Origin of the sequence: Ensifer sp. Root127 (assembly GCF_001425225.1) — a bacterium.
GTDB classification, from domain to species: Bacteria; Pseudomonadota; Alphaproteobacteria; order Rhizobiales; family Rhizobiaceae; genus Ensifer; species Ensifer canadensis.
Genome location: NZ_LMDX01000053.1, coordinates 69132 through 92818 on the forward strand (window position 1 = coordinate 69132; position 23687 = coordinate 92818).

Here is a 23687-nt window from a genome sequence, read left to right on the forward strand (position 1 = left end):
CGCCAAACGGGTGCTTGTTCCTGCCGCATGGCTCAGGTGGGTTGGAACATTCGAACTCGCTTCTTCGTTCCACCGTCACCATGAACAAACGGAAGACCCCCCTGCCAATGAACCGTCTTATCGTCGTTTCCAACCGCGTTACTCTCGCTCAACCATCATCAGCTGGCGGACTCGCTATCGCATTGAACGCAGCCTTGGCGCAGCGGGGAGGTCTCTGGATGGGTTGGTCAGGTCAGCAAACGGACGACAAGGCCCCCGCACCGTTGGCAATCAGCACAGTGGGAAAAATTACCTACGCGTTGACTGATCTTACTCAGAAAGACCTGGAAGAATATTATCAAGGCTTTGCCAATCGAGTGCTTTGGCCGATCTGCCATTATCGACTCGACCTCGCGGAGTATGAGCGCAAGGAAATGAGCGGCTATTTCCGCGTCAACCGATTTTTCGCCGAGCGTCTAGCCTCCCTGGTACAGGAAGGGGACCTTGTATGGGTCCATGATTACCATCTTATTCCTCTCGCAGCGGAGTTGCGAAGGGCCGGGCTTCGCAACCGTCTCGGTTTTTTCCTTCATATTCCCTGGCCGCCTCCCGACGTCTTTTTCGCCATGCCTGTTCACGCAGAAATCCTGAAAAGCCTCTGCTCCTACGATGTGGTCGGTTTTCAGACAAAGTACGACGTAGAGAATTTTTTGGGTTGTTTGCAAAGGAGTGGCCTCGCCAGACACGTAGGCGGGATAATCACCACGACGGAAGGCAAATCACTCCGGGTAGGGGCGTATCCCATCGGAATTGACACGGCTCGCTTCAGCACGCTTGCTGCACAATCCGCGACCAGCCGGCCCCTGCGCAAAGCAGCCGAGAGCCTCAGGGGCAGAGATCTAATCGTCGGCGCCGACCGTCTTGACTATTCAAAGGGTATAACGCAGCGCATCGATGCTTTTGAACGTTTCATTCGCTCTGAAAAGCACATGCAAGGAAAAGTCACCTACCTACAAATCACGCCCAAATCACGCTCCGAAGTCCCTGAATATGAAGCGATGCAGCGCGTGGTTGCCGAACAGGCTGGGCGGGTGAATGGTGAGCTAGGTACGCTCGACTGGGTTCCCATCAGATACATCAATCGTTCCGTGCCGCATAACCTTTTGTCCGGACTTTATCGCTTGTCGAAAGTAGGCCTCGTTACGCCTTTGCGAGACGGCATGAACTTGGTGGCAAAGGAATATGTGGCCGCCCAAAGCGAGGACGATCCAGGAGTCTTGGTACTCTCTGCATTCGCCGGCGCGGCCAGGGAACTCGATGGCGCGATCAAGGTCAATCCCTACGACGTGGAGGGGATAGCCCAGGCTCTCTCGACAGCTTTGACGATGTCGCTTGAAGAGAGGCGGGGAAGATGGAGATCTATGTACGACCATCTGCTGGAACATGACGTCCAGCATTGGTGCGAATGGTTTTTGGACGACCTGGAGGGGCCGCCCTTGCAATAAACACCGACCAAAGAGACGCGCCTGCTCATCAAGACCGCTACGCGTTATTTTGAACGGAAGCATGTACTGGGCATTCGTGGGGCGCCTTAGACGGAGAAAGCTAGGATGACCACCGACGACAGCAAGCTACCGTTCGCACGCAAGACACCTGCACTGGATACCGCCCTGCGCGACCTGGTTGAAAACCCGCTTGCTTGGGCGCTCTTTTTGGACATCGACGGGACATTGCTCGATTTGGCACCAACGCCCGATGCAATTCACGTTCCCGCGGAGCTTCCCGAGAACCTGCACCATCTCTCTACCCGAATGGATGGCGCGCTTGCGATTGTGACGGGACGCGCGCTCCTGTATGCGGATGAGCTTTTTCAACCTTTCGAGTTCCCCATCGCCGGATTACATGGCGGTGAAATGCGCGGTACTGATGGTCATCTCCTCCTTGTAGAGGCGCCGACAGCTTTCGCCATACTGAAGGGGAACCTACTGGCTGAAGCGCAAAACATGCCGGATGTCCTTGTCGAGGACAAGGGTGCCGCGGTCGCCCTCCATTATAGGCTCGCGCCGAGTTTTGAGCAGGAAGTCGAAGCGTTAATGAGGCGTTATGCTGAGAAAGCAGGACCAGACTGGACCCTGCAAATGGGAAAAAAGGTGTGCGAACTACGCCCTGCTGGGGCTTCCAAGGCCGATGCTCTTGAGCGCTTCATGGCCAATCCTCCATTCCGTGGCAGGCGGCCACTTGCAATCGGTGACGACCTCACGGATGAAACGATGTTTGCGACAGCTAACGCGATGGGTGGTTACTCGATCCGAATCGGGCGCCCATCAGCTGTTTCATGCGCACTCGGTACGATCCAGTCGCCGCAAGATCTGCGCGATTATTTAGCTTTTGCCATGGAGAATAGCTGACCGCCGCCGGCAGCGTCACAAAGCAAACAGAAACTGATCATTTCTTTGATGGCAGAAAGCTGCGGAAATCGGCGAACCGCAGAGGCACTTTCCGTGCTATGATCCGGTTGCAAAGCCTCGTGCAGGAAGTTTTGAGACCGCGCGAGTGCCGCTGCCTTTTTGACTGAGCCGGACCAGGAGGTTGTCCATGCCCATGAGCAGCGTCGACCGCCCGCTGCAGCCGGGTGACCGGGCGCCGAATGTTGTGCTCGATGCGATCTCGGGCGACGGCAAGATCGCGCTCGAAGATTTTCGAGGCCGTAATCCATTATTGATTGGTTTGTTTCGAGGCTTGCACTGTCCGTTCTGCCGGCGCCATGTCGCGGCGATGGCACAGCTTAACCCGGCCCTGCGTGAAAAGGGCGTTCAAACTCTAGCGGTCGTAAACACCCCGGTCGAACGCGCCCGACTCTATTTCCGTTACCATCCGATTCCCGAAGTTCTTGCAGCGTCCGACCCGGTGCGGGCTTCGCACCATGCTTTCGGCTTGCGTGAAGTCGGAATGGACACGGTCATGGCGATACGGATCGACCTCCCGGGCGAGTTGCCTGAGCCAATGGACGTGATGGCAATGGACGAGTTTATCAATAAGAGGGAAGGATATGAAATTACCGCAGCCGATCAGCAGATGATCACTTCCGACCAGGGGCAACTTGTCGGTCAGTTCCTGATTGATCGGGAGGGCATCATACGCTGGAGCTTCACTGAAGTTCTGAAGGGTGGCCTACAAACATTCAGCGCGCCCAATCCCGAGGAATTGATGTCGGCAGCTTCCCAGGTGGCCCATTAGGCTCCGCGTCCTGAACTTGCATTGAAAGTGCCCCTGCTCTTCTTCTAAGAGGGCAATGAATCTGGGAAGCTTTTTCTTCCGGGCCTTGTCAGCATCCCCGCTATTGCCGCCAAACGTTTCCGAGCTACGTGTCCGAGTTAATCGTGACCACCGAAGCTATGGTCCGGTTGAGTGTCTGATTTCCCACCCACTCCACGGGCAGGGATCTCTGAAAAAATAGCCGTGCTGAGAATTGTCGCGGATCACTCGCATCAGTGTTAGGAGCGCCGGAGGCAGTAAGATCCGCAATGTCCGTATGTGAACTTTTTGGCGCGTACTTCGTTTATCGAGTGCTTTGAAACAAACTGGGGGTGAAACTAGGGCCTAAAGATGACGACGGAACTGACCGGATATCGCATCCTTGTAGCCGAGGACGACTATCTTCAGGCAGATGAAATTTCTCGCATCATCAGAAAAACCGGCGCGGTAGTCGTTGGTCCTTTTCCTTCCGTCAACTCCTGCATGCAACAAATTGCCACCAGTGAGATTTCGGGGGCCGTAGTTGACATCAACATGGGCAAGGGCCCCTGTTTCGAAATCGCCAGGTGGCTCAAGGAGCGTGCAGTCCCGTTCTTTTTCCTGACAGGCTATGACCACCAGAGCGTACCGTCCGAATTTTCCACGATGTTACGGCTTCAAAAACCTGTCGCGGAAGACGAGCTTGTATCAACATTGCACTTGATGCTCCAGATTTCAGCTTAGCCCTAAACCGTCAGGCAAGTCTTCCACGGCAAACCGGAACAACCCGGGCAGACACCGAGTTCGATTAGTAGCGTCGATCGCGGATTTGCCCGTCAACTCACGGATGCATCGGCGAGGGAGTCGCGTTGCTGCGTTCAAGTGGCGGCCTAACTTGCGAAGGACGAAGGTTGGCTACGGTGTCGGGCAACGATCTTCCCTCACACGCGTTTCACCTGATGGGTCGAGAAGTTCGGCGCAAACTGGCCAGTTTTTCGAAGTCCGCACAGTGGAAAGGCGTTGATGACCAAACACCGCTTCTTTTTCTATCTGCTTCTCGCCCTGGTGACGGTGGCTTTCGCTGCGATTGTGGCTCCATTCTATTCGGCGATTCTTTGGGCAGTTGTGTTGGCGATCATGTTCCATCCCTTACACAGCCGCGTTGCCCGCATGCTCGGTCCACGCTCAAACGCGGCGGCAGCAATCAGCCTTAGTATCTGTGTCTGCCTGGTCGTCGTTCCCGGACTGGCTGTCATCGTTTCGCTGTTTAGGGAAGGTGGCAAACTCTACACTCGGATAAAAAGCGGTGCGATCGATCTCGAACCCATTGCGCGCAAAATCGAGGATGTTCTTCCTGCATCCGTCGGCAGGTGGTTTCAAGGCTTTGAGTTTAAGACCTTCGACGAGCTGAACGCGTCATTATCCTCGGGCCTGATGGAAGGTGGGAGTTTCTTCGCCGAAAGAGCCTTGAGCTTCGGGCAGGGGACTTTTGGGTTCCTGGTCTCGTCGAGCCTTATGCTCTATCTGTTGTTCTTCTTCTTCCGTGATGGTCGGGATCTGGTCGGAGCCATTCGCCGCGTCGTTCCGCTTAGCGAGGAGAATACGCGCCAGTTTTCTGTCAAGTTCACTTCAGTTGTGCGCGCAACGGTGCGTGGGACCCTCGTCATAGCGCTGGTTCAAGCCATCATCGGGGGACTGGCCTTCCGGCTCCTGGGCCTCGAACCAGCCTTGCTTTGGTCTGTCGTAATGTTCTTTGTCTCGTTAATCCCAATACTGGGCACCTCCCTTATATGGGTACCGGCGGCCATCTACCTCGGTTTGATCGGACTCTGGTTGAAAGCCGTTGTGCTCGTCGCAGTCGGCCTCCTGGTAATCGGGCTGGTGGACAATCTGTTGCGTCCCCGGCTTGTCGGCAAGGAGACCAGAATGCCAGATTATGTGGTGCTGCTTTCAACGCTGGGGGGCCTATCCGTGCTTGGCGCCAATGGATTTGTTATCGGTCCTTTGATAGCCGCCCTTTTCATATCCGCGTGGGATATCTTCACGGAGGAGGCGCAAGCAAAGACACCGAAGTTGTAGTTCTTGCGTGACGGCGACCTCACGCAAGCAATCTTCAGGAGACGACCATAGGGACGGCGCCAACCCGCTTGCGCCTGTTTCATTTTCAATGACCAACCACATCGGATCTCCCGCATGGAATTTTCTGTTCTGACATATAACGTTCACAGTTGCATCGGCACGGATCGCCGACTGGACATCAAGCGCGTCGCAGAGGTGATTGCCGCTTGCGATCCTGACGTGATTGCCCTCCAGGAGCTGGATGTGGGCCGCGCGCGTACGCAGACCATCGATCAGGCAGAAGCTATAGCCGAACATCTTCGGATGAAATCGCACTTCCATCCGGCTCTACATTTGGAAGAAGAGCAATATGGAGATGCCATAATGACAGCACACCCCTCGGAGCTGGTGCGTGCAGGGCCCTTGCCGTCGATTGGTGAACCTCGCGGCGCATTGTGGGTGGAGGTCCGTTTTGGCGATTTCCGACTGAACGTTTTAAATACCCATTTCGGCCTCAGACGGAGGGAGCGTCTCGCACAGACCATGGAATTGCTGGGACCTGACTGGCTGGGTAATCAGCGTTGTCGAGACAACCCGACGGTGTTTGTTGGCGATCTGAATGCGCTCCCCGGTTCGCGCGAATTGCAACGCCTCAAGGAGGTCCTCGTTGCGCAGACCGGGTCGCGTCGTTCGTTGGCAACTTTCCCGTCGCTCTATCCTCTGTTGCGGCTCGATCATGTCATGCACTCGGGCGCACTTGAGCTCCTATCGCTTGAGGTGATCACTGCGCCTCCAGCAAGACGCGCGTCTGACCATCTTCCGATCTTTGCACGCTTCAACTTGAACTCTTGAGATGGGTGGTCGGTTGATCCGTTTGGACAACATCGTCAATTATATAAACGCATTGTCAAAGATATCTCACTGCTGCCGTCGGATCGCGATCTGTGGCGCGATCCGCACTGCTTGCGCACAGTGATTTGGGACGATCACATCGGGTCATTTCCCTTCATTGCGTTCGACATGTGGGTCTTGCATTTGTCAGCGTCATTCGATGCAAGGGCTTGCTTCGCCATCGCCAACTCCTTGTTGGCGTAGTCCTTTTTCATCTCATCGGTGATGGCCTTCACGTCTGTCTCAAGCTTCGTCATGGCCGCCTGGTTACAGGTGATATCGGACTGAGCAAAAGCAGAAGGCGCCACGAGAACGCATAAAAACGCTCCCACTAAAAGTTTCCTGAGCATGATGAACTCCTGTTTAAAAAATGCCTTGAACACCTTGCCAAACTGGGAACCGCCAACAACGTTCCGCATAGCTAGACACATCGTCGTGATGATCGGGTGCATGGCCGGAACATGCAGCCGGATCCTTCGAACTGCCTGAAGCAATCTTTTTTGATCTATGCGGAACAGGACCGCGATTGCGATGTTTTGGCAGATCAAAAGGAGGAGCTGGCGATGGCAGAGGATCGTTACGAACGCGAGGAACGTTACGGGCGCGACTATGAAGCCCAGCGTGACGATCATCCGGGGATGAAAAGGGGACGCCGCTATCTATCACTCGAAGGCACGCCGCGATGTGACCCAAGGTTTGGTTTCGACAAAGGTGATCCGAGTGCTTGGAGCACTGACGAATTGGTCTCGGTCTTCAATGGAGAAGTGACGCTTCCAGGCCAGGTGTCCTCTCGTCAGGACATATGGCGAGCCGAGAACTGCGTCGACGCAGTTTCCGGAGTATTACATGTCCAGAGCAACTCGAGGGTTCGCACAACAAGCGGCCCAGTGACGGGCAGTTCTAGCCAACAATCATCAACCGTTTGAGAAGCAGCATGTCACCTCACCCAGGAGCATGGAATGAATCAATCGTGATCAGGTTGCCCGATGCCGACCGTGTAGAGGTTGTCGGCAACGCTCGTCAGGCAAAGGAAATCCTTTTGCAGCGCTGGCCGCCGGCTGCGGCAACAGGCCCTGCGTACACCTCAGCGCTAACCGCATGCGAAGAGGTCCTTTCGGGTCATGCTCCTGCTTATCTTTCGCGAATCGCATTTTTCAAGGCTGCGCGGGAGGCCGATCTGGCCAGTGACAAATAACAGAGTCCACCGATGCAGCGTGCGCCCGAGCAATCTACGAGTTGCCGGCCAGTTAGCATCAACTTCTGGCGCGAGCGCTGCTAACCGATCCGCCGCCAGTCTTACAACGACCAGAAATGTCGTCGCGATCCTCAGTGGCCTCGAAGACATTCTGCGGGCTCTTCGGTCGTGTACGTCGGTGAGAAGAAAGAGCCGCCCTGCAGCCATTCGCTCCGAAAGGATGTCGACAACAATTTTCGCAGATTCGAGTTTTGCCGCCCTCTCGCTCCGTGCGCTGATCACGGGCGCACTGAGGAGCCTGAATCGGCTAGATCAACGGTGATTGTCGCATTCATCAAGGGATGCGGGTGTAGCGCCGCCGTTCTTCTTCGATTTCACTTGCGCTGTAAGGCGCGGCTCGGTCATCAAACCGCTGCCAACCGGCTTCAGTATACGCCTGGCGCCTTCCAATGGGATCGACCGAATTGGCGCGCAGTATTGCCTCCGCCTCCGCTACCAGCCCTTCATCAATGCGGGCTATGACAACGCTACCACCACGGCGCACACCTTCGGCATAAACGTGAGCGTCGCTTTCGCTTATCCCCGAATTGGTGATGGCCCCTATCATGCCTCCGACAGCTCCTCCGGCCACCGCTCCCGCGGCAGCTCCCGCTGCGGTTGATGCTAACCAACCCGCCGCCACCACAGGGCCAACACCTGGTATTGCCATCAATCCTAGGCCCGTTAGAAGCCCAACCGCTCCGCCTCCTGCGGCACCAAGACTCGCACCGGCACCGGCGCCCTCGGCAGCACTCGTATCGCTATCGGAGTAGCGGTTATCAACGTTGTTGGCGATGAGACTAATGTCGGATGAAGGCACGCCCACCGCTTCCAACTGCGCAACGGCGTTCCGCGCGTCATCATGATTATCAAAAAGTCCACTTACAGTCCGCATATGACGCTCCTTTTGCGTGTCTTCGAGGCCACCGCTACAGATTTACAGTCCGTCTCCGTCCCGCAACTTTCATATGCTCCTTTGCCGGAGCCGCAGTGAGTTGGCGCTGAGGCCCAGGTGCGTTCAGGTTTGTCCGGACGGATACTGCCGACGTTTCACCTTTTTTGCAGAGCGCAGGTTTGAAGCGAAGGCCCACAACGGCAGAACCATGAATAATGCGCTTTCCCTTGATTTAGCTCCTCTACAGTCGTTTGCGACTCCAAAACTCGGGGCGGTTGCTTCCCCAGGACGTCGCTGCACAGCCGCTGCCTTGGCTGGATAGATATTTGGGGGGCTCACTCACCTCATCTGGATTGGGATTCCGCTTCTCGTCCGGCAATTCATCCGGTTCCGGTTCTTCCATCGGCCTGGGAATCCAGGTCGGCGCGGGCATCGGAGGCTGCTCGTCAGGGTTTGGCGGTTTAGGTGTAGACATAATCGCTCCTTCCCGGTCGTTTTGAAAGATTCTCACTCAACGGTTCAACCCGTATTACCCGTCGCCTCTATAGCCAGGCTGGCAGCAACGAGGTCGGCAACGAAATGTTGGCGTTCCTTTTCGGCTCTCCCTCGATCCGGAATGCGCAGGAGAAAGGACGGGTGCACGGTCACAAGCGCCTTGAAGGGGCGATCGCTCGCAAACGCCTGTCCACGGTCCCGCGTCACCTTAACAGACGGGCCGAGAAGAGCACGGGCCGCAGTCGCGCCCAACGCGACGACGACCTGGGGAGACACGAGATCAAGTTCAGCGCCGAGCCACCAAGAGCATCGCTGGATCTCACCGGCATTCGGACGCGAATGAAGCCGACGTTTGCCGCGCTGCTCGAACTTGAAGTGTTTAACAGCGTTGGTCACATAACACTCTGCCCGATCGATGCCGGCCTCAACCAAGCACTCAGCAAACAACTTTCCCGCCGGTCCGATGAATGGGCGTCCAGAAAGATCCTCCTGGTCGCCAGGCTGCTCCCCGATAAACATTAGGCGCGCAAACCGCGGCCCTTCGCCGAAAACCATTTGCGTCGCGTGCCTGTAAAGATCACAGCGGCGACAGACTTGCGCCTGTGCTTCCAACCTTCTTAGCGTCTTCGCCTCAGCGTGATCGTCTGCCAGCGCGGGGCCTAATCGCGGTCTAGGATCTACTTTATCCAATGTCTCTGTCCGCGTAGTGAGACAAAGCGTCCGACGGCCTGTTCAAGGTCCACTCGCAAATTGTTCTGTACGTGGCTGACGCTCCGAACGCGCTCTGCAATTTCTTCCGCTTGACGCCGTGGCTCGCCGGCAATTTCTGTCAGGGAATCCCCTTCTTCGGGAACGGTCCCATAAATCGAGTTCTCGTAGTCCGCCCCCCGGGGCTCCGCTGAATAGTCATCAGTCGTGCGCCGCTGTTTTGGCATCTCATTTCTCCTAGCTACCGCCGTTGGTCGAAAAACCGCCGAGCCGATAATGTGTTCCCACAATCGCCGTCATCAAACTGGAACAAATTATCGACTGGCCGGTTAGCAGCACCGTAGTTGACACGAAATCCGGAGATCAGGCCATGAATGACAGGGACGAAGTAATACGACGCCGAGCCTATGCGATATGGGAAAATGAGGGGCGCCCTGAGGGACAGGAGAGACGTCATTGGGAGCAGGCAGCCCGTGAGATGGGCCCCGACGAGGTAACTATGCCGAGCGAGACGAATCGGTATCAAACCTGGCCATCCGACGCCACCCAAGATGAAGCGCGCGATACTGGTGATGTTACCAAACCATCTTTGTAAAGGTAAAAAAGAGGCATCGCGAAAATAGCCCGGCTCCGCACGATAGCGGTCGGCGCCGCCATATGGCCAGGTATCGCCCTTTAGCTGAACCGAGATATCTCAGTACTGCGAAACAGCGTTTTCTGGCCAACCTTTATCGGACGATGTGAGGTGAACCTCAAACCCGACATGGGCGGCATACGCTCGGACACGAGCTGTTCGATGCCGAGCATGAGCGTCCATGAGCTCCACATTGCGATCATTGATCAGTTTCCTGCACTCCTAATCTTAGGCGACCAGACGGTCTCTATCACACCTGGGAACTAAGCCGGGCCACGTGAGTTCGAGTGCAGAGTGGAGAACGAATGGAGCCGTAGATGAACAAGTTAGAATTTCAACTTGCAGCGCACAGAGAGCTCCTGATTGGACTACTGGGTATTGTTCGCCAAGCTCGCCCTGAGGAATGGCAAAGCCTCCTAGGACAGGTGGAGGACGATTTGGTCGTGAAGGATCATGAGGAAGATCCAGGCGTGGTGCCGAGTGAGGCCTTCGCTGCACAAAATGCTCTCAGTGAGGAGCTCCAAGCGATATTGCACGCAGTCGAGGCACGGTTTGGTGAGGACCACGACCAGCAAAAATCGGAACAATTACCGGCGGATTGAGTTGAGTTTTGACAATCAACTGAAAGGGACCTGTTATGCGCCTCCGCTTCAAACGTCTTCCGCCGCGCCCACCGAAGCCCGAATATTTCGGGCCGCCCGTACATGGCAAGAACAAGATCCGCGATGCGCAAGTCGTACCACCGTACCGCGTCGATCTTCCTTTGCCAAAATCACCCGCTGACGAAATCGCGGTGCCAGCAACGATTAACGGCAGGAGCTTGATCGATGGCAAGCTCTGAGCAGGTTACAAATGTGGGTTCACTTATGACGCCGACGCCCTTTACGATCTCACCCAATGATAGTGCCCAGTCCGCCGCCCGGTTGATGGCGGCAACTGGTGTCGGAATACTTCCGGTGGAAGTCCCCGGTGTTGGCGCCATCATTGGCGTTCTTACCGATCGAGATATTGTTGTGTCGGTGCTTGCCGAAGGCACGCCCCCTACTCGTGCGGTGCGCGAATTTATGGTCGTCTCGCCAGAAACCTGCACTCCTGAGGATAGCATATTGAATGCGGCGCAAAAGATGGCAGAACGCAAGATTCGCCGTCTTGTCGTTGTGAATGATCGCCATGAGGCGGTCGGGGTTCTTTCGCTATCAGACATCGCACGTGTTCATCCGGAAGTTGCGGGCATGATCCTGAGCAGATCGACCGAACCCGCCCAGTTCGCAGTCATGGAGGTCGAAGCATGAGAGAAGAATTGGGTGTCGATCGACTTTGGGATGAAGAGATCTTCCTGGCGGATGGTGATCGGATATTTCGCGTTCAGAGCACTCGCGATGCATATCTCATCTTGCGGAACCACTGGCATCACGACGACGGGCCGGCCCGACAGGCGGCTTTGGCAATATGCCATATGGGAGAACACAGCTCGCGTTCGCCCGATGACGCCCGTCGTGCGTTTATTGAGGCCGCGCGCGAAGCTAGCATTGCCGTCAACAGTTGGTCTGGATCGTAGTAGCAGACAGTACTCGCTGGGCCAGGTCGAGGTGGGCCGAGTGGCGGGATGTGGAGACGCAAGTCGACTTGTTATGAACTCAAACAAAGGAAAAGAAAATGAAAACGCCACGTGATGGTAAACCTGGCACCACCGATCAGTCGCCGCGGTGGGAAGGGCCAAGACAGACCCGCCCGCGCGGCTACCTTCCGGCAGTTGATGATCCGGACAGTGATCGTGATGCTGTTGGTGAAAATCTTAACGATCCCGATCGGACCAAGCTTTCGGACGCTATGAAAACAAAAAAGGACTGAGCTTCACTCTCAGCTGCTTAGTGCACTATCCTGCCCGCCGTACGTCAGGACATAAGACTTTGTCGTGATCGATCGCGCCGGGCTGCTAAAGCTATCTTCCCATGAGAAGCCCGCAGTTCTGCGGTCTCAAGCATTAATCTGAAGAGCCACCGACGAAGGTCCATGCCGATGCGATAGGATTTAAGTTCGGAGACGGCTCGACGTAACGTACGCTCGACCAGAAGCTTTGACCGTTGCGGATCCGTCTCGAGTGTACTGGCGAACTGCCTCAGCGACGGAAGCAATCCAATCACGTCGAACTCCTTTTTGGTGCCTTCGGTCATGACCATCCTCGATCATTGCTCACACACAACGTACGAGTAATCGGGTTCGTTCCAGCGCCCTCCACCGCTAACAACATCTTCCTAATATAAAAGGCCCCTCACCAGGGATTCCCAGACAAACGTCCAGGACGTTACGTAACTCTTCGCGGCGATCAGCATCCCTTGGTCCACTGACTTTCAAAGTTCCCGCAGCCCCAGGGATCTAATTGGATGGAAAATGGTTTCCCATCTATGCGGAGCTTAGGACGATAGATGAGATTGAAGGATTTTGCTGAGAAGTTGGGCCTATCCCCAACGACTGTCAGCCGTGCGCTCGCCGGCTATCCAGAGGTGCGCGAGAAAACGCGCCAGCGCGTTTTGAAAGAGGCTAGCCGGTTTGGTTATCGACCCAACAGCACGGCCGTTCGCCTTGCAACCGGTAAAGCAGGCGCTATAGGCATCATCTTTGACCGTTCGCTGGCCTACCAAACCGCAGAATTCATAACGGGAGTGGGACGGGCACTTGTCGCCCGGGAGTGCGAAATGCTGATAGCGCCTGTGGCATCCGGTTCGCAGGATTCCGATATAGAAATGTGCGACAGGTTGGCGAAAGGCGGGCGTGTAGACGCAGTGATATTGAGCAGTCCTTTGGCCGGTGACGCGCGGCTCGCTTCGCTCCTCGAGCAGGGCGTTCCCTTCCTGACCTACGGCCAATTGCCAGAGTGCTCAAATCACGCTTGGTTCGATATCGACAGCGTAGGGTTGGCGAAACTCGCAACGGAACATCTGCTGGATCTTGCGCATCAACGCATCGCCCTGATAAGCGGCCCACAAGAACTCGCTTTTAGTTCGCAACGCCACCGAGGATATCGCGAAGCGCTCGCCGAACGGGCGCTACCATACGATCCTGAAATTGTAGCCAATGGTGACCTGACCGATGAAAACGGATTTGCCCTTGGGCGGTCCTTTTTCGAACAGCACCCGCGTCCCACGGCCGTTGTAACAGGATCTACAACGAGTGCACTTGGCGTCTATCGCGCCGCAAAAGCCTGCGGCCTTATAGTGGGGAGAGATGTGTCGGTCGTAGCTCATGACGATAGACTCGCATATCTGCGCGCCGAACATATGTCACCTACGTTAAGTGCGACGCGTTCATCCCTGCACCGAGCCGGCATGCGTGCAGGCGAGTTGATCCTCGAACTTCTTGCCGGACGACCAGCAAACGAGATCCATGAACTGTGGCCCGTCAACTTCGTGAGGGGCCAATCAACGGATCGTCATCACGGCCGGCGGAGGCATTAGCCAATCAGAGAGAGGCAATCCGTCAAGACGCTCGCGGGGATCGAGGGTCACTCACGAACTGCCGCGGCCCAAGGAACCTCAATGCGGAACCCGCGTTTCGATGGTAGTTATCTGGCGGGACGAAATTCATGACAAAAGCGACAAGGGCACGGGCGGAAATGGAACGAAGCAAGGGTAAGCCCATTGCGCATGGGGCAGGGGATCTCCCCCGGGTTCATGTCGATGAGTATAATTTTGAAATCAAAGACAAGAACGGCTTCATTGGCGACCGAGCCAACAAGGAAGCATTCAAGGAGATGCTCGCACGATGGCGCAAGATCGCATCCGACAACGCCCCCGACCCTCTGGGGCGCAAGCAAACGGAAATGCTCTCGAAAAGAAAGATCGATCGTTTCCTGACTGACGGAAAGCCGGCGGCGGCGGTGACGGTGTGGAGTGCGATCGAGGAGTTCGCCCATGAGCTCGTGTCAGTCTTGCTGCGGTACCTGGCGGAGAAAAGCTGGAGCGGTACACAAAAGGTGGTTGTGGGAGGCGGCTTCGTTTCCAGCCAGGCCGGGGCGTTGAGTATAAAGCGAGCCCAGATGATCCTGAGGAAGCAAGGTTCAGCAATGGAGCTCAATATAATTCGTCATCATCCCGACGACGCGGGGCTGATCGGAAGCGTGCACCTTTTACCTCATTGGATGCTCAAAGGGCACCAAGCGATCCTGGCTGTGGACATCGGTGGAACCAATATTCGAGTTGGTGTCGTCGAACTGAACACGCAAAAGGCTAAGAACTTTACTCATGCGAAGGTTGGCAAATCGCACGTATGGCGGCACGCCGACGATGAGCCGAACCGGACCACGTGCGTTGAAAAGGTCGCCGCGATGCTCAGGCATATGGTGGAATATGCGCGAAAGAAAAAGCTCGATCTCGCTCCGGCAGTCGGCATCGCCTGTCCCGGGATCATCGAAGAAACGGGCTCGATTACCCGCGGTGCGCAAAATCTGCCGGGGGGCAACTGGGAGAGCGAAAGCTTCAACCTGCCCGAGGTCTTGCGACGTGCGGTACCGAAGATTGGAGACCAAGACAGTTTTTTCGTCATGCACAATGACGCCGTCGTACAAGGGTTGTCGCAGCTTCCCTTTCTCGATGATGCACAAAACTGGGGCGTATTGACGATTGGAACAGGCTTGGGCAACGCGCATTTCTCCACGAAGCCTGCAGTGGCCTAGGTAGCATCAAAGGTGATGCCGAGGCCCGTTATCGCTCGAGGTGCCGCTCATTAGTAACTTGTCGATAGTAATGGGAAAGTCGCGGAAACGAGCCCCTGTTGCGTGAAATATCGCATTTGAAACGGCAGCGGCAACACCGATAATGCCGATCTCGCCCAGTCCTTTTGCTCCGATGGGGCTTACCTTGTTGTCATCCTCCTCGACAAAAATCACCTCAAGCCCGTCGATATCGGCATTTGTGGGTACGTGATACTCCGCCAAGTTATGGTTGACGATCCGGCCGATCCGGTGGTCAATCATCCCCTTTTCATGCAACGCCATGCCAATTCCCATCACAATGCCGCCCAGAATCTGGCTTCGAGCGGTCTTGGGGTTAAGGATGCGGCCCGCGGCAATGGCGCTGACAACTCGCGTGACGCGAACAACGCCGAGATCAGCATCCACCTTGACCTCGGCAAACACGGCTGAATGGGTGTAGGCAGCAAATGTCTTGGCGAGTTTCTTGTCTGGCCCGGATACCCCAAGTTCTTCGATCGCCGAGACGCCAATAAAGCTCATGATGTCGGACAATGCCAGACCGACCTGGTGATTGGTCTTGAGAACGAGGCGACCTTCGGCCATTTCGACTTCATTGGCCGCGGCGTGTTTTAGCGGCGTGCCCGAGATGACATGCGCATGCTTGAGGAGAGTTTCAATGACACGCTTTGATGCTGCCTGGACGGCAGTACCAGATGATGCAGCTGTGTAGGATCCGCCTTCGACGGCCGTCCTAGGAAGAGAAGAGTCCCCGATCTCCACGGTAACGTTGTCAATTGAAACATCAAAGCAATCAGCGGCGATCTGGCCGAGGATCGTATAGGTACCGGTTCCGATATCGGAAGCGGCAGCCGACACGTAGACTTTGCCATCAGAAGAAATCCGCACTTTGGCTTGAGCTGGCGACATTTTAGCTTCCCATAAGCCCGTTGCCATTCCCCAACCCACAAGGTCATTTCCCTCGCGCATCGAGCGCGGTTCTGCCGAACGCCCTGACCATCCGAAGCGGGAAGCGCCTTCATGGTAACAAGCCATCAACGCCTTGGAGGTGATTTCCTTGTCTTGGTTCTGGTCCCGATGGGCGAAATTGCGGATGCGGAAATCCAATGGCTCAATTCCTGTGGCGAAAGCGAGTTCGTCAATTGCCACCTCAAGGGCCGTTACACCTGTTGCCGCCCCGGGCGCGCGCATATCGCCTGGAGTAGAGACGTCGAGCTTGACGATTTCATACGTAATCTTGACGTTGTCGCAATGGTAGGCGAGGCCGGACCAATTAGCGACGTTTTCCTGGTAATCTTCATGACGGGACGTCGAATGGACGGCGTGGTGCATGACCGATATCAGGTTTCCATTTCCATCGGCTGCAAGGGAGACCTGTTGGAAACTAGAGGGCCGCCAAGTCAGGTAAAACATCTCGCGGCGGCTCATCTCGACCTTGATCGATCGTCTGAGATCAAGGCTCGCCATCACAGCCAAAAAGAGTTGGTACTTCGGCCGCAATCCCTGCCCGAAAGCACCTCCTACGAAACTGTTCTTCACCGTTAATTTTTCGGACGCTAACCCGAATACATTGCAAATGTACTCGTGGGAGTTCTGCGAGCCCTGGGTTTTGTCATACACGGTCAAATCGCCGTTGCCATTTCGTATCACTGTCGTGGCGAACAGTTCCATCGGATTGTGATGTTCACCATCCATCCGGTATTCGGCGGAAATCTTGTATGGCGCGGTTGCGAAGGCAGCGTGCGCATCGCCGCGAGGCGGCGGCGGCATAGATTGCTCAGAGCGGGGCACTGGCGGCACGTAGCTTTCGTCGAGATTGCGCTCAAGATCAGTTTGCGGACGGTTGGGCAGATAGTGTACCCGCACACAGCTCGCTGCATCTCGTGCCGCCTCGTAGCTGTCGGCAACCACAAGTGCCACGGGCTGACCGTCGAAAAGTATGCGGTCATTTTCTAGCGGGCGGAAGGGATGACCGGGCAGAGCGACCTCATCCTTCCACTTGCTATTTCGGTAAGCGACCGCCGGGCGGTTTTCGTGCGTGAAGACCTTTACGACACCGGGAAAGCAGGCCGCATGATCTATATCGATCGATGCAATCTTACCCGTTGCTATATTGGCGGACACCACGCATCCAAACAGCAAGCCTGCGTCAAAATGTTCGGCGGCATACCGCGCCTGACCGGTTACCTTTAACGGGCCATCCACGCGTGAATGTGGCGCGCCGACCGCTTTGTTTTCGCGTAGCATGTAAAAGCCCTTTACTATCGTGTCTGTCGCGGCCCATTCCCCTGAGATTGGGACGGACCCGTCACCGCCTCGGTCAGTGCACGCACAATGGCGCGCTTCGCCAACACTATTTTGAAATCGTTGGCACCGTATCCTTTGGCGCCGGTCAACAGCCTGTCGGCAAGACGACGGAAAGTTGCTTCTTGCGCCGTTTCCCCAGCGAACTCCGCCTCAACCAGAGGGTCTCGCCAAGGTTTATGCGCCACCCCGCCGAGGGCCAGCCTCACATCAACGATGCGTCCGTCGGATAGATCGATTGCTGTGGCAACGGAGACGAGCGCAAAGGCATAGGAGAGGCGGTCACGCAGCTTCAAATAGCTGTTGTGCGCGACGAAGTGGTTAGGCTCGAGTCGGATCGCGACGACGATTTCGCCAGGTTCCAATGAGTTGTCCCGGTCTGGCTCCTGGCCGGGAAGCCGGTGGAAGTCGGCCAGCGCAATACAACGTTGGCCTTTCGGTCCTATAACCTCGACTGTCGCTCCCAGGGCGGCCAGGCCAACGCACATATCCGACGGATGAACTGCGATGCAGCTTTCGCTCGCACCAAGGATAGCGTGATTTCGATTAAAGCCGCCGCGCGCAGAGCAGCCCGAGCCGGGACGGCGCTTATTGCAAGGCGTGGCAGGATCGTAGAAGTAGTAGCAACGGGTTCGTTGCAGAAGATTACCACCGGTCGTAGCCGCGTTGCGCAATTGTGGTGATGCACCAGCCAGAATGGCGCTTGTGAGTAGGGGATAGCGACTTATCACTCGTCGATCATGGGCGAGCGCCGAATTGCTGACCAGCGCGCCGATCCTCAGCCCGCCGTCGGGCAACTCTTCGATGTCTTTCAACGGCAGGCGGTTGATGTCGATGATCGCTTCTGGATGCACAACATCGTATTTCATCAAGTCAACGAGATTGGTACCGCCCGCGAGGACGAAAGCGCGCGGATTGGCTGAAAGCGCGCGTATCGCATTCTCCACGGATTCGGGCCGGGTGTAGGAAAACGGCTTCATCGTCCGGATCCGTCCGATTTATGCCGACCATTCGACTGCAGGACTGTTTCAATGGCGTCGATGATGTTGGTATAGGCGCCGCACCGGCAGAGATTACCGCTCATCAGTTCTCGGATCTCGGCGCGTGAATACGCTCGGCCTTCGTTGACGAGGCTTATCGCGGAGCAAATTTGCCCTGGCGTGCAGTAGCCGCATTGAAACGCATCGTGATCAAGAAAAGCCTGTTGCATCGGGTGCAAAGCATCCGGAGTGCCGAAGCCTTCGATCGTCATTATATCAGCCCCATCCAGCGATACGGCGAGCTTAAGGCAGGAATTTATGCGTTCACCATCAATCAAGACCGTGCATGCGCCGCATTGTCCATGATCGCAGCCCTTCTTAGTGCCCGTAAGCTCGAGCGGACCGCGCAGCAGATCCAGCAGCGTAATCCATGGGGCGATTTCGACGTTTGTTGTTTGGCCGTTGACCATGAATGATACCGCGCACTTTGGTGCGTGCATCGTCGAGCGTGTGATCACGGGAAACCCTTTCACTGCTGCTCTGGCCAAACGGCAGTCGCCAAAGAATGTTCCAATAGGCCAGACGAATGTTTCCCCGTCGCGCCGATGTCAACAATCATCGATGTCCGCAAAAACAGCAGTATCCTTAGTGATTTTCAACAAGTTCCCTTGAAAACGTAGCCCTTCGCGGACTTCCGGCGGACGATTTTCCGAAGAAGCACCAAAGCGTCAGTCTCGGATGCAAATTGGTGGCTCATCTCCTGGCCGCGCGTACTGATGCGCCCCCAAGCTCGAATGAGGGAAACTTCGCCAAACAGCGTCGGCTGTATCGACAACATATAATAGCGCGCCATGTTGCGGCTTGGATCTATCCGTTGAAAGTATAGGTTGGAGCACTGCTGGGTCATGAACACAGCATCACGTGTTCAAGATTCCACGTCCAATCAGACTTTTGAATCGGTTGGGGCGAACTGATTCATGGTGTTGATGTAAACGCCCGTTCAGAAACAACGGAGAATCTAATGTGCCGGTGCAGGGATGGAGAACGGGACCGCGGCAGCGAAACCCTTTCTTCCGGCGGAATGAATGTGTTGCGGGCGCCTACTGACCAGAATTCATACACAAACTTTGGACCTAGGAGAGCCGATGCCCGACTAAAGCGTTATCCGCGCCTGAGCGTCGCCAGATAATCTTGGATTCAAAAAGATTTTAGGTTGAGGAAATCAGCCTGTCCAAACGGATGCTTTTGGATCGAGCAGGTGTTCTTGGCGGTCACGATGACGGTGTCGCGGGCGGCGATGGATCCGACCTGACAAAGCGACGAAGACGGCCATCGCACTGGAGCGGTCCTATGGCATGGGCAAGAAACTTGCCTCGTATGGCGATCGCCGCCTTCGTCGGATCGAGGAGATCGGGCGCCTTGACCAGGTTGATGGTGCATATTGATCGGCTTCTTCGGGAGCAGTTTGAGAGAGGACAGCAATCCTTGAAGGGCATCTGCGTGCGTGAAGCTGGCGGCTTGGTCTTGCGTCTCGAACTCCCCGCCTGGAAGTCTTGGGCCGCTTGACCAAGTCAGCAGCGGTAAGGGGCTGGATCTGGTATGCGACTTGATTTCGAACCTCTGGCTGGTAGGCGCACCTACGAAATCAAGATTTCTGGGTCGGCGAACAGCCGCCGCCCGTGAGGGTCCAGGACTCCGGGGAAAGGGGATTCGCGTCATGCTAATCCCGGCGATCCGCCTTCTCGACGTTCGATCGCATGAGGGAGCTATGCAGTCTTCGTCGTGTTACCCCGAAATCGGTTGGTCCTGGGCCTTTCCGGTCACCCGGTCGCGCACGCTCTCCAGAATCTCGTCGGACAAGACGGGATCGTTCACCGCCCGGGACATGACGAGAGCGCCGACGAAGCTTGCGACATCTGCGATCGCTTGGCTGCGGTCAGGCTTGAAACCACTCTCCGTCTGCCAGTTCTCCATATGGGCGATCAACCCGCGGATATGATCTGTCACCGGGCCTCGCTCCGCCTCCGGCAGTCTTGCGAGCTCCGGCCCAAGAGCGGCCACGGTGCATCCCGCTCCAACGGCGGCGCGATGCTCTGGTGAAAGATAGGATTTCGCGAAATCGTCCAACGAACCATTGAGGGCATCGGCGCCTAGCATGTTCTGCATCGCATAGGCCAGCGCTTGCTCTGCAAGATCGCTCTTGGATCTGAAGTGGCCGTAGAAGCCGCCATGGGTGAGGCCGGCCCCTTTCATGACGGCATCGACACCGACGGCATGGATGCCATTCTCGCGAAACAGCTTTGCCGCCGTATCGAGAATCCGCTGCCGGTTATCCTTTGCCTGTTCCTTGGTCGGACGCATGCGCAACTCCTTTCGGAAAATACCCTTGACAAATTATATGACGACCGTCATTTAAATGCAATGCATGACGACCGTCATTTAAATTAACCAACCCGGCGGAAACGCTTTTTAGAAGGATGAAGCACATGAGCATGCGTTATAGAGTTTTCGGCCGCACCGGCCTTCGCGTTTCGTCGTTGGCGCTGGGCACCGGCAATTTCGGCACGGGCTGGGGCTACGGCGCGGACCGAGAGACTGCGAAGCAGATATTCGAGGGTTACCGCACCGCCGGCGGCAATTTCATCGATACGGCCGACCAGTATCAGTTCGGCCACTCGGAAACGCTGACCGGCGAATTCATCACTAGCGAGCGCGACGATATCGTGCTCGCTACAAAGTTCTCGCTGGGCGATGCGCCGACCAGCGGCTTGCAGCGCACTGGCAACAGCCGCAAGGCCATGATTCAATCCGTGGAAGCCAGCCTGAAGCGCCTGAACACCGATCGCATCGATCTTCTCTGGGTGCATATGCCGGATGCCGTCACCCCGATCGACGAAATCGTCCGCGGCCTTGATGACCTCTCCCGTTCCGGCAAGATCCTCTATTCCGGCCTGTCGGACTTCCCAGCCTGGCGCGTCGCCACCGCCGCCACCGTGGCAGACCTGCGCGGCTGGTCGCCGATCTCGGCGCTGCAGATCGAATACAGCCTCGTGGAACGCACCGTCGAGCGCGAGCTGATCCCCATGGCCAATGCCTTTGGACTGGGCACCGTTAGCTGGTCACCGCTTGGCGGTGGTCTCCTCACCGGAAAATATCGCAAGGGCGAGACGGGCAGGGCGCAAGGGCTCGGCGCGGTCATCCATGGTGAAAGCGACGATCGCAAGACGGCAACCGTTAACGCGGTTCTGGCGATTGCCGAGGAAACCGGACTTCCTGCCGGTCAGATCGCCATCGCCTGGGTACTAGCCAAAGGCTCAACGCTGCCGATCATCGGTCCGCGCACCAAGGAGCAGCTCGACGACAATCTTTCAGCACTCAATGTTCGCCTGACCGAAGAGCAGATCGCCCGCCTCGATACCGCCAGCGCCATCCCGCTCGGCTTCCCCTACGACATCGTTATCGGCAGTCGCGGTCGTCTGGCGGGCGGCAAGGAGGATGTGATGGACTGGCCGGCCGCTGCGGTGAAGTGAGGCCGTTGATCGTCCATCCGTCATGCTCGGCCCGGGGCGAAGCTTCCGTTTCGCGGGGTGAGTCCTCGGCTCACCAGCCGGGGATGACGGAGTGGCCCCCGGACAGAAGCCCAATGTCGCTGCGACGATGTCGAAGCAGCCCTCCATGGACGTGTTCTTTCGACGTCGGCAAGGCTTCCGCACCGTCATCTCCAAACTAAATGTTTACCGGACGATGACGATGGCGAAGGCTATTTCGATGTGTTCGACGAGCGGAGCCAACACGCGGCCATAGGATACCGCGTCCTCGTCCGTGCGTTTCGACTTCGAGATGATAGAGGCCCCCAAGCGGGCCGCGAATGTGGCTCATCGGCCCGGCTCCAATCGGTCTCGAAGGACTCCTCGATCTCGAGAACGATGAGCACAGAGGATCTGCTGGTTGAGTTGGCAGCAACGAGCCGTTGGATGGCTGGAGCGCTTCAGGCTATGACGTCGATCTCGATCAGTTCAAGGCGCTGTGCCCGAACCGGGTTCAGTAGCAGCCAGATAAAAAAAGCCTCCGCGTGTCGGAGGCTTTGGTGGGAGCTTAGAATTTCACGTCGCTACGCCATAACGGCGTTGAATGTAATGTCACCGCGTTCGCCGCGCTTGCTATGCGGACGAACGGTAATTTCCACATCTTGGTCGAAGGCCGTCAGCATCCGCATGAGTCGTTCAACCGACCAGCCGCGGAACTGTCCGCGCAGAATGTGCGATAGGTCGGGTTGACCAACGCCGAGCAGCATGGCGGCGGCAGTTTGCGTCAGCTTACGGGCCTTGATATGCCGGTGCAGGACAACGACGATTTGGGCCTTAAGCAGATTTTCCTCTGCGTCGGGGAGCCCCAAATCAGCAAAGATGTTGCCGCTGCCAACTACAGCAACTACAGGCTCTACGTTCGATTTCATGGCTTGCGCCCTCCTTCGTTAAAGTTCAGCCGGTAATGCTCCTCAGCATCACGTAGCCGTTGCTTGATGAGGTCGATCTCGTGTTTTGGGGTCGCAATGCCCTTCTTCGACTTCTTTTGAAAGACATGAAGTACATATAGGGCTTGCTCGAAACGCACGGTGTAAACGGCCCGGAAGGTGTCACGGTCATGGGCCTTGACAATTTCAATGATAGACCGACCTCCGAACCCCTTCAACGCTTTCGCATCAAGCGGTTCTTCGCCACATTGGGCTTCATGCAATGCATAGCCCATTTCTTGGCGAACGTCGTCAGGCAGTCCCAACAGATCTTTCTTACTGGACCCCAAAAATACACAAGGTTTGGGGGTAGGGGCTGCGGGCTTCATGGACATACTATGGGTATATCGCCATAATTATGTCAAGTAATTTTAGAAGAAAATGACAACCATCGCTGCTCGTCGTCTGGTCTCGTCGACCGCGGCCTCGAATTCATCGAGTAGCTCGCCCGGGTAGTCTGGGGTCCCGACAGAACGGTCATCAGATTGCCGCATCAGCCGTTCGTAGTCATCAATGTTGAGTAGCATGAGGCGCGGCTTGTTGCGTTGCTTGATCGTGGCCGGATGACGCAACGGCGGGTGCGCGGCATGCTGATTGCCCCGCCTGAAGCGTAGCGCCATTGGCCTGTTCAGCGAGACCAGAAGAGTGTGTGCTCGCCGTTGTCGCCCTGGGACAAGACCGGGGCAGTGAAACGACGGGCGAGGTGTTCGCGCCAGGAGTGCGGTTGTTACCGTTTTATGTGATGTTATTTCATTACGTCAGATCAGATAAGAGTAATTATGGAACTGGCCACGGTTTCGTCCGTGTTGCCTTTTGCGCTTAAATCGCCGTTGAAGCCGCCGTGAATTCCTCGATATAGTACGGTTTCGGCTATTGCTTTTCCGGTAGAACGTCAGAGGCGCGCTCGTCATTGACAAGCGATTTCCCGATGCCAGTCAATCTTGTTTCTTCCTCGCTGCCAGTGACGATTTCCGGAATGGTCATCGTCGGTTTTTTCGGCGCTCCGCATTCTGGGCCACGATCTGAGCGATGTGCTGGAGCCTTCGTTGGAGCT

The 23687-nt window shown here is 56.3% G+C and carries 26 protein-coding genes and 1 pseudogene; 16 read left to right on the top strand and 11 right to left on the bottom strand.

Features of this window, described 5'->3' with window-relative positions; genetic code table 11:
• Positions 1-107: 107 nt before the first annotated feature.
• The 6 genes from otsA to ASD03_RS34235 all read left to right on the top strand — a co-directional run bounded on the left by otsA (position 108) and on the right by ASD03_RS34235 (position 6123).
• Complete coding sequence (gene otsA, locus ASD03_RS34210; protein WP_057218463.1) at positions 108-1484, top strand: alpha,alpha-trehalose-phosphate synthase (UDP-forming); 1377 nt, start codon at positions 108-110, stop codon at positions 1482-1484.
• Between the two features lie 105 nt (positions 1485-1589).
• Positions 1590-2387 (top strand): trehalose-phosphatase, encoded by a 798-nt coding sequence (gene otsB, locus ASD03_RS34215; RefSeq protein WP_082557471.1) that lies wholly within the window; start codon positions 1590-1592, stop codon positions 2385-2387.
• A 187-nt stretch (positions 2388-2574) separates the two neighbouring features.
• Entirely contained in the window at positions 2575-3216 is a 642-nt protein-coding gene (locus ASD03_RS34220) for a peroxiredoxin-like family protein (RefSeq protein ID WP_057218465.1), read from the top strand.
• A gap of 369 nt (positions 3217-3585) precedes the next feature.
• Positions 3586-3957 carry a response regulator gene (locus tag ASD03_RS34225; RefSeq protein ID WP_057218466.1) on the top strand — a complete coding sequence of 124 codons (372 nt, stop codon included), beginning with the start codon at positions 3586-3588 and terminating at the stop codon, positions 3955-3957.
• Between the two features lie 279 nt (positions 3958-4236).
• Positions 4237-5292 (top strand): AI-2E family transporter, encoded by a 1056-nt coding sequence (locus tag ASD03_RS34230; RefSeq protein ID WP_057218467.1) that lies wholly within the window; start codon positions 4237-4239, stop codon positions 5290-5292.
• Positions 5293-5406: 114 nt separating this feature from the next.
• Complete coding sequence (locus tag ASD03_RS34235) at positions 5407-6123, top strand: endonuclease/exonuclease/phosphatase family protein (RefSeq protein WP_057218468.1); 717 nt, start codon at positions 5407-5409, stop codon at positions 6121-6123.
• Positions 6124-6257: 134 nt separating this feature from the next.
• Here ASD03_RS34235 and ASD03_RS40910 read toward each other — a convergent pair whose 3' ends face one another.
• A complete protein-coding gene (locus ASD03_RS40910; RefSeq protein WP_244494743.1) occupies positions 6258-6794 on the bottom strand; it encodes a hypothetical protein in 537 nt (178 codons plus the stop codon).
• 6 nt (positions 6795-6800) lie between these two features.
• Between ASD03_RS40910 and ASD03_RS40915 the strand changes: the two genes are divergently transcribed.
• Entirely contained in the window at positions 6801-7088 is a 288-nt protein-coding gene (locus ASD03_RS40915) for a BON domain-containing protein (protein ID WP_244494739.1), read from the top strand.
• A gap of 603 nt (positions 7089-7691) precedes the next feature.
• Here the strand turns inward: ASD03_RS40915 and ASD03_RS34250 are convergent.
• Together ASD03_RS34250 and ASD03_RS34255 are read right to left on the bottom strand one after the other, a co-directional pair.
• Positions 7692-8291, bottom strand: a complete 600-nt coding sequence (locus ASD03_RS34250) for a hypothetical protein (RefSeq protein ID WP_057218471.1) — start codon at positions 8289-8291, stop codon at positions 7692-7694.
• A 519-nt stretch (positions 8292-8810) separates the two neighbouring features.
• On the bottom strand, positions 8811-9476 hold the full coding sequence (locus ASD03_RS34255; RefSeq protein ID WP_057218473.1) for a UdgX family uracil-DNA binding protein: 666 nt from the start codon (positions 9474-9476) through the stop codon (positions 8811-8813).
• Positions 9477-9864: 388 nt separating this feature from the next.
• On the opposite strand from ASD03_RS34255, the pseudogene ASD03_RS40925 reads away from it, so the two are divergent.
• The 8 genes and pseudogenes from ASD03_RS40925 to ASD03_RS34300 form a co-directional block, all read left to right on the top strand.
• A pseudogene (locus tag ASD03_RS40925) lies at positions 9865-9975 on the top strand (DUF2934 domain-containing protein); the annotation flags it as partial.
• Between the two features lie 470 nt (positions 9976-10445).
• On the top strand, positions 10446-10730 hold the full coding sequence (locus tag ASD03_RS34270) for a hypothetical protein (RefSeq protein WP_063997127.1): 285 nt from the start codon (positions 10446-10448) through the stop codon (positions 10728-10730).
• Between the two features lie 35 nt (positions 10731-10765).
• Positions 10766-10969: a hypothetical protein gene (locus ASD03_RS34275; protein ID WP_057218480.1), complete on the top strand. Its 204-nt coding sequence runs from the start codon at positions 10766-10768 to the stop codon at positions 10967-10969.
• Positions 10956-11420 carry a CBS domain-containing protein gene (locus tag ASD03_RS34280; RefSeq protein ID WP_057218482.1) on the top strand — a complete coding sequence of 155 codons (465 nt, stop codon included), beginning with the start codon at positions 10956-10958 and terminating at the stop codon, positions 11418-11420. The genes ASD03_RS34275 and ASD03_RS34280 overlap by 14 nt, the downstream gene beginning before the upstream one ends.
• The gene (locus ASD03_RS34285) at positions 11417-11686 is read left to right on the top strand and encodes a DUF982 domain-containing protein (RefSeq protein WP_057218484.1); all 270 of its coding nucleotides are present in this window, start codon (positions 11417-11419) and stop codon (positions 11684-11686) included. The genes ASD03_RS34280 and ASD03_RS34285 overlap by 4 nt, the downstream gene beginning before the upstream one ends.
• A 98-nt stretch (positions 11687-11784) precedes the next feature.
• Complete coding sequence (locus tag ASD03_RS38485) at positions 11785-11979, top strand: hypothetical protein (protein WP_082557473.1); 195 nt, start codon at positions 11785-11787, stop codon at positions 11977-11979.
• A 575-nt stretch (positions 11980-12554) separates the two neighbouring features.
• The gene (locus ASD03_RS34295; protein ID WP_057218487.1) at positions 12555-13583 is read left to right on the top strand and encodes a substrate-binding domain-containing protein; all 1029 of its coding nucleotides are present in this window, start codon (positions 12555-12557) and stop codon (positions 13581-13583) included.
• Positions 13584-13711: 128 nt separating this feature from the next.
• A complete protein-coding gene (locus ASD03_RS34300; RefSeq protein ID WP_057218489.1) occupies positions 13712-14800 on the top strand; it encodes an ROK family protein in 1089 nt (362 codons plus the stop codon).
• Between the two features lie 6 nt (positions 14801-14806).
• Here ASD03_RS34300 and ASD03_RS34305 read toward each other — a convergent pair whose 3' ends face one another.
• From ASD03_RS34305 to ASD03_RS34330, 5 genes are all read right to left on the bottom strand, one after another.
• Complete coding sequence (locus tag ASD03_RS34305) at positions 14807-17083, bottom strand: xanthine dehydrogenase family protein molybdopterin-binding subunit (protein WP_057218490.1); 2277 nt, start codon at positions 17081-17083, stop codon at positions 14807-14809.
• Between the two features lie 14 nt (positions 17084-17097).
• A complete protein-coding gene (locus ASD03_RS34310; protein ID WP_057218492.1) occupies positions 17098-18120 on the bottom strand; it encodes a xanthine dehydrogenase family protein subunit M in 1023 nt (340 codons plus the stop codon).
• Complete coding sequence (locus ASD03_RS38490) at positions 18117-18620, bottom strand: 2Fe-2S iron-sulfur cluster-binding protein (RefSeq protein ID WP_082557474.1); 504 nt, start codon at positions 18618-18620, stop codon at positions 18117-18119. Before ASD03_RS38490 ends, ASD03_RS34310 begins: the two co-directional genes overlap by 4 nt.
• A gap of 155 nt (positions 18621-18775) precedes the next feature.
• Positions 18776-19027, bottom strand: a complete 252-nt coding sequence (locus ASD03_RS34320) for a WGR domain-containing protein (RefSeq protein WP_057218496.1) — start codon at positions 19025-19027, stop codon at positions 18776-18778.
• A gap of 878 nt (positions 19028-19905) precedes the next feature.
• Positions 19906-20481, bottom strand: coding sequence for a TetR/AcrR family transcriptional regulator (locus ASD03_RS34330; RefSeq protein ID WP_057218500.1), 576 nt, complete (start codon positions 20479-20481; stop codon positions 19906-19908).
• A 125-nt stretch (positions 20482-20606) separates the two neighbouring features.
• Here ASD03_RS34330 and ASD03_RS34335 point away from each other — a divergent pair, with 125 nt between their 5' ends.
• A complete protein-coding gene (locus ASD03_RS34335) occupies positions 20607-21650 on the top strand; it encodes an aldo/keto reductase (protein ID WP_244494726.1) in 1044 nt (347 codons plus the stop codon).
• A gap of 581 nt (positions 21651-22231) precedes the next feature.
• Here ASD03_RS34335 and ASD03_RS34340 read toward each other — a convergent pair.
• The 3 genes from ASD03_RS34340 to ASD03_RS34350 are packed head-to-tail and all read right to left on the bottom strand — an operon-like array spanning position 22232 to position 23253.
• A complete protein-coding gene (locus tag ASD03_RS34340) occupies positions 22232-22576 on the bottom strand; it encodes a helix-turn-helix transcriptional regulator (RefSeq protein ID WP_057218502.1) in 345 nt (114 codons plus the stop codon).
• Complete coding sequence (locus ASD03_RS34345; protein ID WP_057218676.1) at positions 22573-22962, bottom strand: type II toxin-antitoxin system RelE/ParE family toxin; 390 nt, start codon at positions 22960-22962, stop codon at positions 22573-22575. The genes ASD03_RS34340 and ASD03_RS34345 overlap by 4 nt, the downstream gene beginning before the upstream one ends.
• Before the next feature lie 42 nt (positions 22963-23004).
• Positions 23005-23253, bottom strand: a complete 249-nt coding sequence (locus ASD03_RS34350; RefSeq protein ID WP_057218504.1) for a hypothetical protein — start codon at positions 23251-23253, stop codon at positions 23005-23007.
• Positions 23254-23687: the final 434 nt, after the last annotated feature.

What these genes read in the sequence shown, in the direction of transcription:
- ASD03_RS38490 (WP_082557474.1), bottom strand. Translation starts at nt 18,620, where the DNA reads ATGCACGCACCAAAGTGCGCGGTATCATTCATGGTCAACGGCCAAACA.
- ASD03_RS34270 (WP_063997127.1), top strand. Translation starts at nt 10,446, where the DNA reads ATGAACAAGTTAGAATTTCAACTTGCAGCGCACAGAGAGCTCCTGATT.
- ASD03_RS34350 (WP_057218504.1), bottom strand. Translation starts at nt 23,253, where the DNA reads ATGGCGCTACGCTTCAGGCGGGGCAATCAGCATGCCGCGCACCCGCCG.
- ASD03_RS34220 (WP_057218465.1), top strand. Translation starts at nt 2,575, where the DNA reads ATGCCCATGAGCAGCGTCGACCGCCCGCTGCAGCCGGGTGACCGGGCG.
- ASD03_RS34310 (WP_057218492.1), bottom strand. Translation starts at nt 18,120, where the DNA reads ATGAAGCCGTTTTCCTACACCCGGCCCGAATCCGTGGAGAATGCGATA.
- ASD03_RS40915 (WP_244494739.1), top strand. Translation starts at nt 6,801, where the DNA reads ATGAAAAGGGGACGCCGCTATCTATCACTCGAAGGCACGCCGCGATGT.
- ASD03_RS34275 (WP_057218480.1), top strand. Translation starts at nt 10,766, where the DNA reads ATGCGCCTCCGCTTCAAACGTCTTCCGCCGCGCCCACCGAAGCCCGAA.
- otsB (WP_082557471.1), top strand. Translation starts at nt 1,590, where the DNA reads ATGACCACCGACGACAGCAAGCTACCGTTCGCACGCAAGACACCTGCA.
- ASD03_RS34345 (WP_057218676.1), bottom strand. Translation starts at nt 22,962, where the DNA reads ATGAAGCCCGCAGCCCCTACCCCCAAACCTTGTGTATTTTTGGGGTCC.
- ASD03_RS34300 (WP_057218489.1), top strand. Translation starts at nt 13,712, where the DNA reads ATGACAAAAGCGACAAGGGCACGGGCGGAAATGGAACGAAGCAAGGGT.
- ASD03_RS34225 (WP_057218466.1), top strand. Translation starts at nt 3,586, where the DNA reads ATGACGACGGAACTGACCGGATATCGCATCCTTGTAGCCGAGGACGAC.
- ASD03_RS38485 (WP_082557473.1), top strand. Translation starts at nt 11,785, where the DNA reads ATGAAAACGCCACGTGATGGTAAACCTGGCACCACCGATCAGTCGCCG.
- ASD03_RS34320 (WP_057218496.1), bottom strand. Translation starts at nt 19,027, where the DNA reads ATGACCCAGCAGTGCTCCAACCTATACTTTCAACGGATAGATCCAAGC.
- ASD03_RS40910 (WP_244494743.1), bottom strand. Translation starts at nt 6,794, where the DNA reads ATGATCGTCACGCTGGGCTTCATAGTCGCGCCCGTAACGTTCCTCGCG.
- ASD03_RS34295 (WP_057218487.1), top strand. Translation starts at nt 12,555, where the DNA reads ATGAGATTGAAGGATTTTGCTGAGAAGTTGGGCCTATCCCCAACGACT.
- ASD03_RS34250 (WP_057218471.1), bottom strand. Translation starts at nt 8,291, where the DNA reads ATGCGGACTGTAAGTGGACTTTTTGATAATCATGATGACGCGCGGAAC.
- ASD03_RS34230 (WP_057218467.1), top strand. Translation starts at nt 4,237, where the DNA reads ATGACCAAACACCGCTTCTTTTTCTATCTGCTTCTCGCCCTGGTGACG.
- ASD03_RS34335 (WP_244494726.1), top strand. Translation starts at nt 20,607, where the DNA reads ATGAGCATGCGTTATAGAGTTTTCGGCCGCACCGGCCTTCGCGTTTCG.
- ASD03_RS34285 (WP_057218484.1), top strand. Translation starts at nt 11,417, where the DNA reads ATGAGAGAAGAATTGGGTGTCGATCGACTTTGGGATGAAGAGATCTTC.
- ASD03_RS34340 (WP_057218502.1), bottom strand. Translation starts at nt 22,576, where the DNA reads ATGAAATCGAACGTAGAGCCTGTAGTTGCTGTAGTTGGCAGCGGCAAC.
- ASD03_RS34235 (WP_057218468.1), top strand. Translation starts at nt 5,407, where the DNA reads ATGGAATTTTCTGTTCTGACATATAACGTTCACAGTTGCATCGGCACG.
- otsA (WP_057218463.1), top strand. Translation starts at nt 108, where the DNA reads ATGAACCGTCTTATCGTCGTTTCCAACCGCGTTACTCTCGCTCAACCA.
- ASD03_RS34280 (WP_057218482.1), top strand. Translation starts at nt 10,956, where the DNA reads ATGGCAAGCTCTGAGCAGGTTACAAATGTGGGTTCACTTATGACGCCG.
- ASD03_RS34330 (WP_057218500.1), bottom strand. Translation starts at nt 20,481, where the DNA reads ATGCGTCCGACCAAGGAACAGGCAAAGGATAACCGGCAGCGGATTCTC.
- ASD03_RS34305 (WP_057218490.1), bottom strand. Translation starts at nt 17,083, where the DNA reads ATGCTACGCGAAAACAAAGCGGTCGGCGCGCCACATTCACGCGTGGAT.